Origin of the sequence: Rhizomonospora bruguierae (assembly GCF_018397995.1) — a bacterium.
Lineage (GTDB): Bacteria > Actinomycetota > Actinomycetes > Mycobacteriales > Micromonosporaceae > Rhizomonospora > Rhizomonospora bruguierae.
This window is the reverse complement of sequence record NZ_BBQH01000148.1, coordinates 1-1,329: the sequence shown is the minus strand read 5'-3', so window position 1 is coordinate 1,329 and position 1,329 is coordinate 1. Positions and strand designations below refer to the sequence as shown.

Genomic DNA, 1,329 nt, shown 5'->3' with positions numbered 1-1,329 from the left:
CAGGGCATGCGCAAGATCGAGCTATGACCGGATGGCCGGTTATGGGATAGTCACGCCCGTTCCGGTGGGTACGTAGAAGAGCGCGGCCTTCTGGCGATCATTCAGGTGTCTAGGCTGGATGATCACAAGTGAAGGACCGCGCTCGTGGAAGCATCATCGTTGATCGACGGGCTGTCCGCACGTTTGTGTGGCGTGTCGCCGTTGGTGGAGCCGGACGCGCCGGGGTTGTTGGAGGTACTGGCGCAGGTGCCGGACCCGCGAGACCGGCGTGGCCGTATCCATCCGTTGCCGGGTCTGCTCGCGGTCGCGGTCGCGGCGGTGGTCTCGGGGCAGAGCAGGGTCGTCGAGATCGCTGAGTGGGCCGCGGATCTGCCGGACGCGGTGTGGGACCGTCTCGGGGCGACCCGGGACCGGTTCACCGGGGCGCGGCGGGTGCCCGACGACAGCACGTTCACCCGGGTCCTGGCTGGTATCGACGCCGACGCCCTGGATGCCGCGGTGTGCCGCTGGCTGATCAGCCGGGCAGGTTCCGGCGGCTCGGGCCGGCGGGTGATCGCCGTGGATGGCAAGACCCTGCGTGGCAGCGGTCCGGCTGGCGCCCAGGTGCATCTGCTCGCCGCCGTGGATCACCGCGACGGGATCGTTCTCGCCCAGACCGACGTCGATGGGAAAACGAACGAGATCACCAGGTTCGTGCCCATGCTGGACACGCTGGACCTGGACGGGGCGATCATCACGGCGGACGCGATGCATACCCAGCGCGACCACGCCCGCTGGCTGATCGAGGACAAGAAGGCCGGCTACGTCTTCGTCGTCAAGCGCAACCAGCGGCGCCTGTATCGACAGGTCAAGACCCTGCCATGGGCGAAGATCCCGGTACTGGACACCACCCACGACCGAGGCCACGGCCGCCATGACATCCGCCGCTTGCAGGCGATCACCTGCCTCGGCCCCCTCGCCTTGGACTTTCCCCACGCCAGCCAGGCCCTGCGGATCCGGCGCCGCCGCTACAACCCGGCCAACGGCCGCTGGTCCACCATCACCGTCTACGCGATCACCAACCTCACCGCCGACCAGGCCGGACCCGCTGAGCTGGCCGACTGGCTACGCGGTCACTGGTCCATCGAAGTACTCCACCACATCCGCGACACCACCTACCGCGAGGACGCCAGCCGCCTCCGGACCGGTAACGCACCCCGCGCCCTAGCCACCCTGCGCAACACCGCGATCAGCCTGCTCCGCCTAGCCGGCGCCACATCCATCGCACCAACCCTCCGGAAGAACAGCCGGAACCCATACCGATCCCTACAACTACTAGGAATCGCCTAG

1 protein-coding gene is annotated in these 1,329 nt (G+C 67.9%); it reads left to right on the top strand.

All coding sequences use genetic code 11. The annotated features are described in order from the left end of the window. Nucleotides 1-192: 192 nt before the first annotated feature. Entirely contained in the window at nt 193-1,329 is a 1,137-nt protein-coding gene (locus KJS59_RS30545; protein WP_249715183.1) for an ISAs1 family transposase, read from the top strand.